The sequence below is a fragment of the Roseibium marinum genome, from assembly GCF_002906165.1.
Lineage (GTDB): Bacteria > Pseudomonadota > Alphaproteobacteria > Rhizobiales > Stappiaceae > Roseibium > Roseibium marinum.
Map to the genome: position 1 here is coordinate 112,396 of NZ_PPCN01000002.1, position 14,429 is coordinate 126,824.

At 58.3% G+C, this 14,429-nt stretch carries 12 protein-coding genes, 1 tRNA gene and 2 pseudogenes; 2 read left to right on the forward strand and 13 right to left on the reverse strand.

What is annotated here, in order from left to right:
* Positions 1-316 precede the first annotated feature (316 nt).
* From CLV41_RS07455 to CLV41_RS07465, 3 genes are all read right to left on the reverse strand, one after another.
* Entirely contained in the window at positions 317-1,348 is a 1,032-nt protein-coding gene (locus tag CLV41_RS07455) for a TRAP transporter substrate-binding protein (RefSeq protein WP_103221700.1), read from the reverse strand.
* 756 nt (positions 1,349-2,104) lie between these two features.
* Positions 2,105-3,004 carry a helix-turn-helix domain-containing protein gene (locus CLV41_RS07460; RefSeq protein WP_268952631.1) on the reverse strand — a complete coding sequence of 300 codons (900 nt, stop codon included), beginning with the start codon at positions 3,002-3,004 and terminating at the stop codon, positions 2,105-2,107.
* A gap of 514 nt (positions 3,005-3,518) precedes the next feature.
* A complete protein-coding gene (locus CLV41_RS07465) occupies positions 3,519-4,097 on the reverse strand; it encodes a hypothetical protein (protein WP_208987360.1) in 579 nt (192 codons plus the stop codon).
* A gap of 401 nt (positions 4,098-4,498) precedes the next feature.
* On the opposite strand from CLV41_RS07465, the gene ppa reads away from it, so the two are divergent.
* Positions 4,499-5,044, forward strand: coding sequence for an inorganic diphosphatase (gene ppa, locus CLV41_RS07470; RefSeq protein ID WP_103221702.1), 546 nt, complete (start codon positions 4,499-4,501; stop codon positions 5,042-5,044).
* 13 nt (positions 5,045-5,057) lie between these two features.
* On the opposite strand, the gene CLV41_RS07475 is transcribed toward ppa, so the two are convergent.
* The 8 genes from CLV41_RS07475 to CLV41_RS07510 all read right to left on the reverse strand — a co-directional run bounded on the left by CLV41_RS07475 (position 5,058) and on the right by CLV41_RS07510 (position 13,474).
* Positions 5,058-5,501, reverse strand: a complete 444-nt coding sequence (locus tag CLV41_RS07475) for a metallopeptidase family protein (protein ID WP_103221703.1) — start codon at positions 5,499-5,501, stop codon at positions 5,058-5,060.
* A gap of 30 nt (positions 5,502-5,531) precedes the next feature.
* Positions 5,532-5,810 carry a hypothetical protein gene (locus CLV41_RS07480; RefSeq protein WP_103221704.1) on the reverse strand — a complete coding sequence of 93 codons (279 nt, stop codon included), beginning with the start codon at positions 5,808-5,810 and terminating at the stop codon, positions 5,532-5,534.
* Positions 5,807-6,331 (reverse strand): disulfide bond formation protein B, encoded by a 525-nt coding sequence (locus CLV41_RS07485; RefSeq protein WP_103221705.1) that lies wholly within the window; start codon positions 6,329-6,331, stop codon positions 5,807-5,809. Before CLV41_RS07485 ends, CLV41_RS07480 begins: the two co-directional genes overlap by 4 nt.
* A gap of 15 nt (positions 6,332-6,346) precedes the next feature.
* Positions 6,347-6,925 carry a YqaA family protein gene (locus tag CLV41_RS07490; RefSeq protein ID WP_103221706.1) on the reverse strand — a complete coding sequence of 193 codons (579 nt, stop codon included), beginning with the start codon at positions 6,923-6,925 and terminating at the stop codon, positions 6,347-6,349.
* A gap of 295 nt (positions 6,926-7,220) precedes the next feature.
* Positions 7,221-8,105: a LysR family transcriptional regulator gene (locus CLV41_RS07495; RefSeq protein WP_103221707.1), complete on the reverse strand. Its 885-nt coding sequence runs from the start codon at positions 8,103-8,105 to the stop codon at positions 7,221-7,223.
* Positions 8,106-8,195: 90 nt separating this feature from the next.
* Complete coding sequence (locus tag CLV41_RS07500; RefSeq protein WP_103221708.1) at positions 8,196-9,917, reverse strand: OFA family MFS transporter; 1,722 nt, start codon at positions 9,915-9,917, stop codon at positions 8,196-8,198.
* A gap of 218 nt (positions 9,918-10,135) precedes the next feature.
* Positions 10,136-12,118, reverse strand: a complete 1,983-nt coding sequence (locus tag CLV41_RS07505; RefSeq protein WP_208987361.1) for a sensor histidine kinase — start codon at positions 12,116-12,118, stop codon at positions 10,136-10,138.
* Between the two features lie 3 nt (positions 12,119-12,121).
* The gene (locus CLV41_RS07510) at positions 12,122-13,474 is read right to left on the reverse strand and encodes a sigma-54-dependent transcriptional regulator (RefSeq protein ID WP_103221709.1); all 1,353 of its coding nucleotides are present in this window, start codon (positions 13,472-13,474) and stop codon (positions 12,122-12,124) included.
* Between the two features lie 165 nt (positions 13,475-13,639).
* Here CLV41_RS07510 and CLV41_RS28445 point away from each other — a divergent pair.
* A pseudogene (locus CLV41_RS28445) lies at positions 13,640-13,744 on the forward strand (IS6 family transposase); the annotation flags it as partial.
* 49 nt (positions 13,745-13,793) lie between these two features.
* Here the strand turns inward: CLV41_RS28445 and CLV41_RS28450 are convergent.
* Positions 13,794-13,922, reverse strand: a pseudogene (locus tag CLV41_RS28450) (DUF6538 domain-containing protein); the annotation flags it as partial.
* Between the two features lie 88 nt (positions 13,923-14,010).
* A tRNA-Leu gene (locus tag CLV41_RS07520) sits at positions 14,011-14,095 on the reverse strand.
* Positions 14,096-14,429: the final 334 nt, after the last annotated feature.

Below are 14,429 nucleotides of genomic sequence, written 5' to 3' on the forward strand. Positions count from 1 at the left end.
CGAAAACCCGGCCGGATCGCCTCCATTCCTACACACCTTCCCAACAACCCGCATATGTATCGCTTCGGCTTGCGTCCACATCCTTACACTTGGAAATCGCGAGGATTTTCGGAAAGTAAAGCCGTATTCCTGCTCGGCGAATTCATAAAACCTGGTATTTGGCACGTCCGTGAGCGGACACCGGATCATCGATCTGCCCGGCGGGTTTTCCAGACGCCGCCGGTTTCCATTCTGTAGAGCCGGGGGCAGCAGGGTTCCGATCCTTTTTATCAATCGGACCGGAACCCGGCGCTATACGAAGCTGGGCGCGAGCGTCTTACTGCACCGCCGCATCATATTCGCTCTCATAGACCGCTATGAGTTTTTCGCCGGTCTCGCCCGTGCGTTCGATGAATGCGGCCTTTGCAGCCGGATACATTTTCTCGCGGAAAGCCGCCTTTTCCTCATCGCTCAAGTTGCGAATGTTGATATCCGACGCTTTGATCTCTTCGAGAGCCGAAGCGACGGACGCAGCCTTATGCCCGATCAGTTCGGGAATGACTTCCTCGAATGCACCGGTAATAGCGCTCTTGTATTCGTCTGGAAGACTGGACCAGGCCGCCGGGTTGAACAGGATCACGTCTTCCATCGCACCATGTTCGGAAAGCACCAGGTAATCCTGGACTTCGTAGAATTTCATCCGCTGTATCGTGTCGAGAGGATTTTCCTCCCCGTCAACGACACCTGTCTGCAGCGCGGTGTAGAGCTCGCCGAACGGCAACGCGATCGCCGAGGCCCCGAGAGCGTTGAACTGCTCGATCAGAATATTGGAATCCATGACACGGAATTTCTGATCGACGAAGTCGTCGATGGATCCCATCGGTTTGTTCGATGTGAAGTTCTTTCGGCCATTCGGCCACAGTCCGATACAGGTCAGGCCTTTCGAGGTGAAGGAAGCGCACAACTCTTCACCGAATTTCCCCCCACGGACTTTCTGAGCGGCCTCATCGCCCTGCGGAAGAAGGAACGGTATGTCCAATATCGAGATCGCGGGGTTGAAGCCACCCAGGAACGCTGCCGGCGCCACTGTGGCTTCCAAAGCCCCAAGCTGGACGCCCTCGGTCATCTCACGCTGATTGCCAAGCTGACCGGACGGGAAAATCTGGAACTCGACAGCGCCATTCGTGCGCTCTTTCACGAGCTCCGCCACCTTCAGCAGGTGGACATGGCGGGATTGTTTGTCGGACTCAAGATGTCCGATTTTCATGGTGAAGTCCGCGGCCATGCCAATCGTCGACGACAGCATGAACACGCCGCCGAGAATGGCCGGAACTAAGCTGAATTTTGATGCTCTGAATAAATTGTTCATTTTAACCCCTTCCGGAAGAACGTTCGGTTCTTTCTATTTTTCAAATGTAGTAGTGCGGATCACCCACATGCTGTCAAGGGCAAAATATCAAAATTGAGACGAACCTCGCATTTCCGAGTGCCGCGAATACGCCTTTTCAAGTTTGCCGTCATTCGAAAGTCAGAAAATCTCCCTGGCATCCGAAAGAACATGAGAGACAAGTTGAGTGGAAGGCGGGCTCTTGATGTGGCGCGCGTTTTCGGTTTTTCAGGATCAATTTTAAAGATCAGCGCAGTTAACAGACTAATTTATATAGATTTTTACGATATCGGCTTACACCGCCCGCAGCTCAGAACGCGCTTTTTCATCTTGACCGATACGCCTGCCGGTCGTTTTCGCAACCAGAACCAGCCTGTCAACTGTCTTCCTCAATCTATCCGATAACCGATTGTTCCGGCAGAGAGAAGCACCGCCTGCGCGGACTCTGATTTAGAGAAGGGCAACCCTGCTCAAGGAGCAATTCACCCCCGAGACTAACCAATCTCGCAAAATTTGAGAAGTTTTTGATATTTATCTCATTTTAGAAACTATTTTCGTCAATATGCGTGATGTGTGCCCTGTTAGCCAGGTCGTCGTCAGGAAGCCTAGCCGGTCTTCCATCAAGCAATGTGCCAGGAGATCGCTGCCAGGCTGCCTCCCGATTGGCTTGGGCCGCGCCTAGCCCTCGGCTGAGATCGACTGGGAGTTTAGAAGGTGTTTTTATAGGTAAGAGCTCTCTCATCCCACTCCGAAAGCACTCATGATTTCTTCGAGGGACTTGGCAGCCTGTTCGCCCTTCTCCGCTTCGCTCCACAGTTCCTCGGCAATCTTCTCGTGAAGGGTCAATGCCTCCGGCGCCCCTGTGATCAGACCCACACCAATGCGCGTGTTCGGCTGGTCACCGAGCCGGAATGGACTGACCGCAACCAGGGAGCGCGATTCCTGCCGGAAGATCTGAAAGCTCGTTGTAGGGATAGGTTCGCGGACCAGACCGATCTGAACGCCTATTTCCGGAGACCGGAACATTCCAAGGATACGTTCGGTTTCCGCGTAAGCCACCTGGCGTCGCTTTTCGACGGTTTTTGGATCGAGATCGTGTCGGCCGACAACGCCGAAAATGAGAAATCTCTCAATATCCATTAGCGAAATGATACTCGCGATGAGAGGCCGGCGCAGATGAAAGGAGGTTTTCCGTTTTTTGAGAATCTCCATCAGAAGGTCGATATCGTTCCTCAGTTCCACCTTGTCGCCACGGTTCCTGGATATCGATTCCAACAGAGCTTCATAGAGCATGCTGTCGTACTGATCGGAGGTCAGCAAATACGAAACCGGGCTGAACATCCCGATAAGCTGCTGAGATTCCTCCTCTATTTGACGCATCCTTTCGAAAAACGATATCGACGTGCTCAGATATTCAACCTCGACGCCCATCAAGCTTGTCAGAGAAACACCAAGCACGTCCGCAATGCTTGTCAGCATCTCAATTTTGCGGATCTCGCCTTTTTCCGCACGGTAGAGCGCGGCACGTGAAATTTTTAGAGTTTTTGCAAGTTGATCGGGGGTCATCCCCTTTCCTAAACGGTGCGCCCTGAGACGTGCACCAATGTCTTGAAAACTCTTTGAACTGGTTAGCGGCACAACGTTCTTCCCGATGAAAATATGACCTCATATCAAGCATCCACCGTATATTTGTCAATTCATCTCAAATAAATTTAAATTAAAAAAACACAGGAGCACATAACTGCTCATTGAATGAGCCATTAGTGATACAAGTTGAGCAGTAATAAACTCTCAAGAATTAACTTATCTACCAAATTCAAAATAGGAACAATCATTCCGAATACGGCAAGGCGCATCGAATTCATCTGATGCTTGTCAAAGCAATCGCATAATTCCAGACAAAATCTCTACACAAAGAACTTTGAAAGCGTCCTGCCATCACCAAGAGAGTATGTTCTGAAGTGTCTGCGTCGAACCGCATTCAATATCGGCTGGCCATGGTATCTCGAATATCGTTCAGACCTTCGTACCGGCACGAATCCGCCCATCCCACAAACAAGATCAGCACCTTTCGTTCATATGCAATGAACGAACGCGGCCGGCAAGAGGTCCCGTCTGCAGAGGCGGCGGCGACGCAAAGGGCGGCCGGATCTCAGTAAAGCATCCCCGGAGTACCCATGACGGCCGGCGGATTGGAACAGTCGAAGGAGCCGGCCATGGTGTCCGCCGCCTGACGGGCCAGGACATTGGCGTCCTTGTTGGCCTGCGCGTCGATCCGGGCGATCTGGCAGGTGCCCCCGCCGGGGCGCAATTGGGTGACGATCAGCACGCTGCCGGTCTTGCCGCTCTCATCCACGCTTGGAAACCACCGCAGGATGGTCGCGAAGGGCACGCCGTCGCGCAACCGCCACTCGAGCGTCTCGTTGACGGTGTTGAAATTCGGCAGTGTCTGGCCGGCGGCCGGCTCGTCCGCCGCTGTCGGGCCGAAGGAGACGAACATGCGCAGATCGCCTTCTGCGACATAGACCGGCTGGCCCTTGTATCCGGCGCATTGCCAGGCGCCGCCGAAAGTTCCCTCTTCCGCGTCGGCCGCGGAAATCTGCGTGCAGGCCTCAAGCCGGATCTTGGTATAGTCGCTGGCGATACCTGTCGCGGCGGCTTCCGGCACGAAGGGAAAGGCCGTGACGAGGAAGGCGAGACCTAATGCCAAAGAGCGTTGATTATGACTCATCTGACCTGTTTTGGAGGGTTTCCGGCCAGCAGTTCGTCGCAGTGCGATCCGGGGTATCGGACAAGACGTGCGACGCCGTCCGAAAACCTTCCAAAGCCGGCCTCCGGTGGTCAATTCCCGCCCACCGGACTTCGTTGCGCTGCTTGTCCGGTCAATCAGGTCGTGCTGCGCAACGCGCCTCGCCGGCGACCGGGAATGGACCATCAGATGGGTCGTAATCAACACTCTTTGGGATAAAGCTCCCGCCAGTTGAAAGGCAAACCGGCGCATCTGCGCTCCTCCGGACGAATTGACTTGCCGGATAGAGCCACGATCATCCTTTGGGTGCAATGCAAAATAAAGGACTTGAACTTCTCCGGCGGGATTGCGATAGACCCTGCAACGAAAAACAGGAGTGTGCAATGCGTATCGACGCCGTGCCGATTGGCAAGAACCCGCCGGAAGACGTCAACGTCATCATCGAGGTGTCCGTTGGCGGCGAACCGATCAAATACGAAATGGATAAGGAAGCCGGCGCGATGTATGTCGACCGCTTTCTCTATACTCCGATGCGCTATCCGGGCAATTACGGTTTCGTTCCCCATACCCTGTGCGGCGATGGCGACCCGATTGACGTCGTCGTTGCCAACCAGCGCCCGGTTGTGCCCGGCGCGATCATGAACTGCCGTCCGATCGGCGTGCTGCTGATGGAAGACGAGTCCGGCCAGGACGAGAAGATCATCGCCGTGCCGTCCCGCAAGCTGACCATGCGCTACGACAACATCAACGACATTGCCGATCTGCCGGACATCACCATGGCCCAGGTCAAGCACTTCTTCGAACACTACAAGGATCTGGAGCCCGGCAAATGGGTGAAGATCACCGGCATCGAGGGGGCCGAGGCGGCGAAGCGGATGATTACCGAGTCGATCGAGCGCGCCCGGGTGGAAGCGGCAGGCAGGCCTTGATTTTTTGCAGACTTCAATCGAGGCCGCAATCCGCCGCGGCCTCGATCCGTTCCATGTCCTGATCCGAAAGCCCGAAATGGTGGCCGATCTCATGGATCAGCACATGGGCGACGACATCTCCCAACGTCTCGTCCATGGCCGCCCAGTAGTCCAGGATGGGTCTTCTGAACAGCCAGATCCGGTTGGGCAGCCGGCCGGTCCCGGCCACGTCCTCCCCGTCGATCAGGCCGTTTCCCTCAAACAGTCCCAGAAGCTCATGCGGGTCGTCGATGGACAGCGCATCGAGAACGTCGTCCGGCGCATATTCCGACATATTGATCTGCACATGCCCGCAGCGCAGCAGAAGATCGTCCGGAAGACCGGCCAGCGTTTCACTCGCCATGACCTCGAAATCGGCAAGGTCGGGAGCCTTCAGCTCTGACCAGTCACTCCGGCTGACCGGATGGATCGACGCCATACTCATTCCTTTGGCCGCTCAAACTTGTCGTTATCGGCCTAACACGTAAGTAACAAAAAGATAAACCGCCAGTCCTATCGCAAAAACAAGTCCCAGGCCGCGCCCGACACGGGTGCCCCACACTTCGATCCGGTCGTCCTCGTCCTTGTCGCCGGCGCTCATGTGGTTCCTGGCCCGGTCGGCCATGCGCACGAAAGTCGACCCGACGATGGTCTCGCTTTCAGCCTCGACCCGGTCGAGCGCCCGCAAAGCCTCTTCGCGCTGCTTTTCTTTCGGGTGCCCGTTCTCTTGATGCCCTGAACCGCTCATCCCCCTACACTTACCCTGTTCCGGCGCTGTTTCAACAGCAACGCCGAAATCAGGGCCAGTCCGGCAAGCCCGGCGGAAGCGACGGCATTCCAGCCCGCGAAGGACAGGCCAAGCATCCGCCAGCTTGCTTCCGTGCAACTGACCACCCGGGTGGACTGCAGCGCCTGCAGCATGTCGGCGGCCTTGGCCGGAGCCCCGCTGCCGCCGCCACAATCGCCGGGTCCTGCCCAGAACTGCCATTCGGCCCCCGCCTGATAGACCCCGAGACCCGCGCCATAGGCAAACACCGCAGCGGCCACCAGAAGAATCAGCATGGCGACCCCGGACCGCGCCCGGATCATAACGATCAGCGCCAGGGCCGTCAGAGGCAGGCCGATATAATAGGGAACCCGTTGTTCGAGGCAGAGCTTGCACGGCACGTAGCCGCCGATCAGCTGAAAGCCCCAGGCCGCCGCGATGACGGCCAGACCGCCGATCAGCGCCAGCCCCGTCAAGTATTTCGCCAGTCGCTCTGCAGACATCATGGCCCCCGAAAATCAGATATAGCGAAGCAGAATGAACCCGCCGACCAGCAGGACCACGAATATGGTGAACATGAGGCCGAGGCGCTTTTCGATAAAGGTCTTGATGGGCGGTCCGAACAGATACAGCAGGCCGGCGACGGCGAAGAAACGGATCCCGCGCGAAACGATGCTCGCGAAGATGAAGACCGGCAGGCTGAGCCCCGCGACGCCCGAGGCGATGGTGATCACCTTGTATGGAAACGGCGTCAGCCCGGCGATGAAGACGAACCACCAGCCATACTGGTTGAAGATGGTCTTGAATTCCGCCAGCCAGTTCATCTTGCCGTAGAAGGTCAGCACCGGCACGGCCACCTGCTCGAACAGGAACATGCCGATCATATAGCCCAGGATGCCGCCCAGGACCGACGTCAGGGTGCACAGGAAGGCATACCACCAGGCCTTCTCCCGCCGCGCGATCACCATCGGGATCAGCAGGATATCCGGCGGGATCGGAAACACCGAACTTTCGATAAAGGAAACCGCCCCCAGCGCGACAGGCGCGCGCGGTCCGGCGGCAAGGGACAGGGTCCAGTCATAAAGACGTCTGATCATGGCGCTTCCCATAGCGGGCGCGGCGGGAAAAGTCATCAGGGGAATTCGGGAAAGCTATAAGTCGCTGGCAGTTGTGCCGGTTTTGGCAAATCTCGAGCCCCAGCAAACCTCCTTTGCTTCGCTCCGCGAAGAACTGGGCGGTCTTTGTAAACCTCTCTCCTCCCGGAGCAGGCGGTTTTTCTGCGAAGCTCCACTATCTCCTTTTCAAGGTCAGATTGTGTAGCCTGGCAAGAAGCCGCATTGTCGGCAGCCATCTGAGGCGGGGTCGTAATCCTTGACCGCGCCCGTTGGCAGTTTAGGCGACGCTACCGTTACGCGCCTCTTTCATCAGCGCGGACAGAACGGGTGTGCGGGGGACACGATGCGGCATGATCAGACCAACCGTCTGCTGCTGCGCCGTGCTTTCAAGGGGAATCAGGGCGAGGTCTTTGCCGCCCGAAAGAAAGTTCGCGATATCTGCGGGCAGAACCGTAACGCAATGTCCCGAGGCCACGCTGGCGACCAGTGCGATGATCGAGTTGGACTCGATACAGGTAGCGAGGGGCACCCCGACCTCTTCGAATAGCTGATTGATGATCCGGCGGTTCTGCATATCCGGTGTCAAAAGGGCTAGCGGCTGACCTTCCAGATCAGACCAGGCAATGCTCGCCTTCTTTGCGAAGGGAGAGGACCGCGCACAGACAAGGAGATAGCTTTCGACATAAAGCTCGGCCGTTTCGACCCGGCCCAACGGTTCGTTCGCGAGGTAGGAAATCCCTGCATCGGCCTCGAAATCTTCGAGCATTTGCAGGATTTCGCGCGAGTTTCGCGACAGGATCGTAAAGCGGACATTGGGGTGGCGTTCCGCGAAGACGGTGCAAAGCCGTCCCGCCCATGTCTGCGCGGTGGGGATCACGGCCAGACGGACTTCGCCGGAAAGCCCCCGGCGGCTCGACCGCATTTCATCCCGAAGTTGCCTCGCATCGCAGGTGATGCGCTTGGCCCAGGCGAGCGTCGTCTGCCCCTCAGGCGTCAGCCCCCCGAACCGCGAGCCGCGATGCACGAGTTGAACGCCAAGCTGCTCCTCAAGTTGCTTGATACCGGCGGATAAGGTCGGTTGTGCGATGTTCAAACGCTCGGCGGCGCGCCCGAAGTGGCCCTCCTTGGCGAGCGCGATGAACATCTCCAGTTTGTCGAGCATGATCGAATTCCCCTATCGTGAGAGCGGATTAAAGTCGACCAATCCGAAATGGGGTAAAGGGGCGCCTGTAAGGGCGCCCCTCCAAAAGCGTCACTCTACGGGAACGGCCCGCAGCTCCGCTTCATCGTGATGGTGATGCTCCTTCACCGGGCGCATCACCAGGTTGGCGAAGAACGCGACCACCAGCAACGCCGCCATGCAGTACATGGTGGTGTTGTAGAGGCTCGGCGTCGGGTCGATGGTGCCCGCCGGTGCGATCTCCATCAGCTTGGCGATGGTCACCGTCTTTGCCGCCACCAGCTGATCAAGCTGGGCGAGCGGCGCGCCGAACTTCTCGGTGAAGGCGGCCGGATTGACCCGGGTGGCCAGATCGTTGATCGCATTGTTCACCGAAAGCTGCCGCAGCGAGGTGATGGCGAGCGGCCCCAGCACCCCGGCGGTCGACCAGGCGGTCAGCAGCCGGCCGTGGATGCCGCCCACATGCATGGTGCCGAACATATCCGCCAGATAGGCCGGGACGGTCGCAAAGCCCCCGCCATACATCGAGAAGATGATCATCGTCGCCGCATAGAAGCCGATCAGATAGATCAGCGCCGGGTTGGTTGCCACGGCCGAGGCAAAATAGGGGATCGACAGATACAGGACCGTACCCAGCACGAAGAAGCACATATAGGTGGCCTTGCGCCCGATATAGTCGGAGGCAGACGCCCAGAAGAATCGGCCCACCATGTTGAAGACCGAGATCATCAGGACATAGGTCGAGGCGAAGCTTGCGGTGACCACCAGCGGCATGCCGGTGCCGAAGATCTCGGACATCATGGTTTTGGCGACACCGATCACGCCGATCCCGGCGGTCACGTTGAAGCACAGCATGATCCAGAGCTGCCAGAATTGCGGCGTCTTCAGCGCCTGATCGATATGCACGTTCTGCTGCGTGACAAGGCCCGAGGCCACCGGCTTCGGCTCCCAGCCCGCCGGTTTCCAGCCCTCGGCCGGCACGCGATACTGGAAAGATGCCAGGATCATCACCACGAAATAGACGATGCCCAGCGTCAGGAAGGTCTGCGCCGCGCCGGTGTTGCCGGTGCCGACCACATAGACCCCGGCCTCGCCGCCGAAGGGCGCCGCCTGCGCGGCAGTGGCGAGCACCACCTCGACCTTGCCAGCGGCGGTTTCAGCGAACACCCGGCCGCCTTCGACCACGGTTGCGACCGCGTCCCGCGCGCCGAGGTAGTCCGGCGCCCTCTGGTAGAGGGTCAGCAGCCAGCCCTTGACCGGGGCCGCGATCATCGCGCCGCCGCCGAAACCCATGATTGCCATGCCGGTGGCCATGCCCCGGCGGTCAGGAAACCATCGGATCAGTGTCGATACGGGGGAAACATAGCCAAGCCCCAGTCCGCAGCCGCCGAGCACGCCGTAGCCGAGATAGATCAGCCAGAGTTGATGCGTGGCGATGCCGAAGGAGCCGATCATGAAACCGCCGCCCCAGCAGCACGCCGCGACCACGCCCACCATGCGCGGACCGACCTCTTCCAGCCATTTACCGGCGAAGGCGGCCGAAAGGCCAAGGAACACGATCGCCACCGAAAAGATCCAGACCACGGAACTGAGGCTCCAGTCGTCGGCGGCGGGCGCCACCACGCCGAGCTGGCGGGTCAGCGCCGGATTGAACACCGACCAGGCATAGACCGAGCCGATGCACAGATGGATGGCGATGGATGCCGGCGGCACACGCCAACGGTTGAAACCGGGTTCGGCGACGATGTGGCTCTTATACAAGAACCCCAGCGCACCGCTTGCAGCGTTGCTCATTATTTCTCCTCCCTTGAATGCCCTCGGTAAAGCCCCCTCCATGGACCTGACCGAGACATGCAGTCGCATGCAGCACAAGCAAAGCCCGTGTGGACCTTGCGCTGTCAAGGCAAAATTATTATGTATATCATATACTTAGTGGAAATTCTGTCCGACTTTACACCCAATTTTCAGGCAGATTGCGTCAATCTATCCGGCGACCCTGCAACCGGCACGCCTTATTGGGACATTTTGTCCAATTCGGGCGGTTCGGATTTTTTTACGGCGGGCAGCCGTATGTGGAAGCTGCTCCCTTTGCCGAGGGTGGAGGTCGCCGAAATTTGCCCCCCGACCCGACTCACGATCTGCCGGCTGATCGACAGGCCAAGGCCGGTACCTTGCGCCTGCTTGGTTGTGAAGAAGGGATCGAAGATGCGCGAAAGTATGTCCGGGGCAATGCCGGTCCCGGTGTCCTCGAAATTCAGGACGACCTCTCCCGCTTCGTCATAGGACTCGATCCGCAGGTCGCCGCCCTCGGGCATGGCCTGAACCGCGTTCAGGATGAGATTGACGAACACCTGCTGCAACTCGGTCCGCGACATGTGGACCTTTTCCCGGCTGTTCAGGTTCGCCTCGCAGGAAATCTCCGCAATCTCGATCTGGTGGTGGGTCAGAACGAGGCAGTCCCGCGCGACTTCGGTCGGGTCAATGTGGTTGTCAGCGCCCGAATATTCTTCGGGCCGTGCAAATTGCAGCAGTTTCGAAACAATCACGCTGATACGATAGACCTGATCGTCGATCAGGCGGAACTCCTCCTGCGCGTGCTGCACCGCCTCCCCCAGATTGCTGCGCGCCAGATCCAGGTTGCCCTGGATCACGGCCACCGGGTTGTTGATCTCATGGGCGACCGACGCGGTGATTTCGCCCACCGCGGCCAGTTTTTCCGAGATGATCAGCCGCTCGGTGGTCTTTTCCAGGCGCTGGTTGGCGGCCCGCAATTCGCTGGTGCGCTCCTCGACCCGATGTTCCAGGGCCTCGCCCCATTCCCGCAACTCCCGGTCGCGTTCCTCAAGAAGATCCAGCAAGCTGTCGAAGTGCCGCGCGACCTGTGTGATCTCACCGTCATCCTCGAACGGCATGTTGCGGGAGGTCATGTCGCCGCTTTCGACCCTGCGGATGGTGCGCATCATGCCTTCGAGCGGACGAAAGATATGCCCGGCCCATCGCAGAAAAACCGGAACCGAGGCCAGCGCGATCAGCAGGAAGGCGACGGTCAGGGTTATGACGGAATTGCGCTTGGCGGCGCTGAAGGGCGTTTCGAGAAAGCCGACATAGAGCATGCCGACCGGCGCGCTGAAGCTGTCGATGATCGGCTCGTAAGCCGAGATATACCAGTCATTCACGACAAAGGCGCGGTCCAGCCAGATCTCGCCTTCCTGCAGCACCTGGGCGCGCACCTCCGCGGACACCCGCGTTCCAAGCGCGCGGACGTTTTCGAACAGACGGACGTTGGTCGAGATGCGCACATCTTCGAGGAACAGGGTCGCCGTTCCCTGGCTGCCCTCCGGCAGGCTCTGCTCGCGGTAGACCAGATCGTTGATCGTATCGATGAAGTCGAGGTTCCGGTTCAGTAACACGCCCCCAACCAATGCCGCCCGCGTGCCGTCCGGCATGGTCACTGAAGCTGCGGAATGGATCACCATACCACGTGTCTCGACAGTGCGTTCCGTCGGCACGGCACCGTGCGTTGGAACAAGCGGGATCTCGGCCCGCGCGACAAGATCGGGCGAAAGTGCGTCGAGATCATCGCGCGTAAAGATATCGATCGCACTTTGCCAGCGCCCGTCCAGGGCACTGCTTATGACCGGCCACTCTTCAGCCTCGGCCCCGACGCGCACGATACGAAGAAAATCCAGGCCAAGCCGTTCTTCTTCCCCCGCAAGAAAATCAGCCCCGGTATCCGCCTCAAGCGCCTGGCGTAAATCGATCGACCGGGCGATCGCGTCAATCTGTTCTCCGGAAGTCTCGATCAACTTCGCCAAATATTGATCGGCGATGGTCAGATCCCCGGTAACCTTGTTCACCAGCAGGGCATCAACCTTGCCTGACCAGCGCCAGATCGTGCCGCCCAGCAGAACCGGCAACAAGACCAGCATCGGCAGCAATGCGATGACCAGCAGGCGCACTCGGACCGAGCGCATGAAGGTGTGAAGGCGCGACATGAGCTACAGACCCCAGGCCGCGCATTTCCGGTCAATAGTCTTGCGCGACAAGCCCAGACGCCGCGCGGCTTCCGAGCGATTTCCATCCAGTGCCTCAAGAGCAAGCAGGATCTCGCGCTTTTCCGTGTCCTTCAGTGGCGCGATTTCATCGACCAACGCTACCTTGCCCAGGGTTTCCAGGGGAAAGCGCCCGAAGATCAGCGCCCGCTCGATGAAATTGTGCAATTCCCGGATATTTCCCGGCCAGTCATAGCGCAGCATTGCAGACCTGGCGGCCGCAGACATTTCGACCTTTGGCAGGTTCAATGCCACCGAGATTTCCGCTTGGAACAAGTCCGCCAGTTCCAGAACATCGGTGCCACGATCTTTCAACGGCGGCATCTCGAGCTCAACCACGTTGGTGCGAAACAGCAGGTCTTCGCGGAACCGTCCCGCTTCGACCTCAGCTTGCAGCGGTTTCGTCGAAGCAATGACGAACCGAAGATCAAGCTGCACGTCACGTCCCGTCCCCATTGGTCGGATCACGCCGTCTTCCAGCACGCGTAGAAAGGCTGTCTGCGCGCTTGCATTCAACTCACTCACGTCATCGAGAAAGACGGTGCCGCCGGAGGCTTGAGTCAGCAGCCCTTCACGCCCGGACTGTGCCCCCGGAAAGGCGCCCGCTCCATGGCCGAACAACTCATACTGGATCATGTCCGCTTGAATCGCGCCGCATTGGATCGGCACGAAGGGAGCCTCGCCGCGCCCCGAATGGCCGTGAATATGCCGTGCAGCCACCTCTTTTCCGGACCCGGACGGCCCGGTGATCAAGACAGGCGTGGTCAGCGGGGCGACTCGTTCCAATAGATTTCGCACTTCGGCAATTGCGCTGGACCTTCCGATCAGCTCCCGGCGGCGATTACCGCTGGTTACAGTATCCAACTCACGCCTCAGAAGAGAATTCTCACGTTTCAGCCGGGAAAGCTCGAGGCACTTTCGTATCGCGTTCAGAACCTGGTTGGACCGGAAAGGCTTGATCAGAAAATCCGAAGCACCGGCCCGCATCGCGTCTATGGCAGTCTGAAGATCAGCATAGGCTGTAATCAGGATCGTGTCGGTGAAACCACCGTTCTCCCGCTGATCCTTCAGCCATTCCAGGCCCTTCTGCCCAGGCATAATGTTATCGAGTATCATCACGTCGTACTGGTATGACGACAAGAGAACTTCGGCGGAACGAGCGTCCTGCGCCTCGTCCACATGCCGACATATCGGTTGCAGCGTCTTGACCAGGAAGTGCCGCATGCCGGGTTCGTCATCAACGACAAGAATTCTCGCGGAGGCAAGCGGATTGCTTCGTTCGCTTGATCCCGCCTGCATCTGCCACCGCTTGTCCTATGACCCCACAATCGGGAAACCCTAGCAAGAATACGTAAAAAGTTGCAAGGCTGGACTTGCAACGGAAAGAGTCTCCTCTTGGCTCGAGGGAGTTGTCACGTAAACCACCGCCGGTTGCCCGGGCAACGATCCAAACGGGACAGGCACGCGGTAAAGCGAGAGGTCGCTCCCAGCCTCGATTACTGGTCGCAAAAAGGCATCAACAACCGTGCCGGAAACAGCCACCTGCCGTTTCGCAAGCGTGAGAGAACAGCTTCTCAGTGCGTCGATGAGCAATCGGAAATTCCGCAAGTGCCTCCCTCTCGCTATTGCCGAGGACCCGCTTGATTTCGCGCTTTCCGATTATCTCCCTGAGACGATCAGGAACCCGCCTTCGATAGTGATATGAACCGGTCTTGGTAGGTTTGATGTACTTCAAGACGAGACCCATTTGTGTACCCCTTGTGTACCGCGTCGTGTACCGCTTGGAGCCTTAGGTCTATGAAATCATTGAAAGAAAAGAGGTTCAAGGTAAAAACTGGTGCCCCCCGCCGGAATCGAACCGGCACTTCCGAAGAAACGGGATTTTGAATCCCGCGCGTCTACCAGTTCCGCCAGAGGGGCGACCGGCACCGGGAAGGGTGCCTATCATGGGCATTTGAGCGATGCAAGCGGTTCCATGGGGACCGGGGGCCGGCAGTCCTGCGGAACTGCTTTTCCGGTCGGTTCACAAGCGGGACTCCGACAATTTTAGAGGTTGTGAAAACCGGATATTCACCATGGATCGATACATGTTGGAAATTCCACCAATAGACGAACGGAATCCCGCAAGGTTTAAGACTCCTTCAAAGGCCGTTTCCTAGATTGGCCCGATAGTGAGGGCCCGATAGTGGGGGAAGGGGAGAACCATGGTGTTCCGCAACAATTCGATGACCGCAAGACCGACTGCCGCAGCACG